This window comes from Pedobacter hiemivivus (genome assembly GCF_005144565.1).
GTDB classification, from domain to species: domain Bacteria; phylum Bacteroidota; class Bacteroidia; order Sphingobacteriales; family Sphingobacteriaceae; genus Pedobacter; species Pedobacter hiemivivus.
Window position 1 is genome coordinate 1 of the sequence record NZ_SWDX01000036.1, and the last position, 627, is coordinate 627.

The 627-nt window shown below is 40.6% G+C and carries 1 protein-coding gene; it reads left to right on the top strand.

Translation table 11 applies throughout. The annotated features are described in order from the left end of the window. Window positions 1–27: 27 nt before the first annotated feature. Window positions 28–627, top strand: a 600-nt coding sequence (locus FBD94_RS25865) for a transposase (RefSeq protein ID WP_136882354.1), incomplete at its 3' end; no start/stop codon positions are given.

A 627-nucleotide genomic window follows, 5' to 3' on the forward strand; every position in this document is an offset into this window, starting at 1 on the left:
TTAAAAGTAGGTTTTAAAAGGTGCCCAATGTTAGCTCATCAACAAAAGATTCAATTCAGTGCCTACTCAGGATTGTATGATTTGATCATTCCCAAAGACAATTTACTTCGAAAGATCAACGATCTAATAGACTTCAGTTTCATTTATGATGAACTGCTCGAGAAGTACTGCCACACCAATGGACGTACTGCGGAGAGTCCSATCCGTATGTTTAAGTACTTATTGCTGAAGACGATCTATTGCGTTTCTGACGTGGATATTGTTGAGCGCTCCCGCTACGATATGTCCTTCAAATATTTCCTGGAAATGGCTCCTGAGGATAATGTCATCAATCCCAGCTCCCTGACCAAGTTCCGCAAACTTCGCCTGAAAGATGCGGACCTATTGAACTTGTTGATCAATAAAACCGTTAGTATTGCAATTCAAAAAGATATCATCAAATCCAGATCGATCATTGTCGATGCTACTCATTCTCTTTCCAGATCGAACCCCTATTCTGCACTTGAGGTGCTCAGGGAACGATCAAAACTACTCCGCAAAGCAGTTTATGCCATAGATGAGGATATGAAGGCGTTAATGCCAGAAAAGAATGAATCAAGTGATCTGGAAAAAGAAATTGCCTATTGC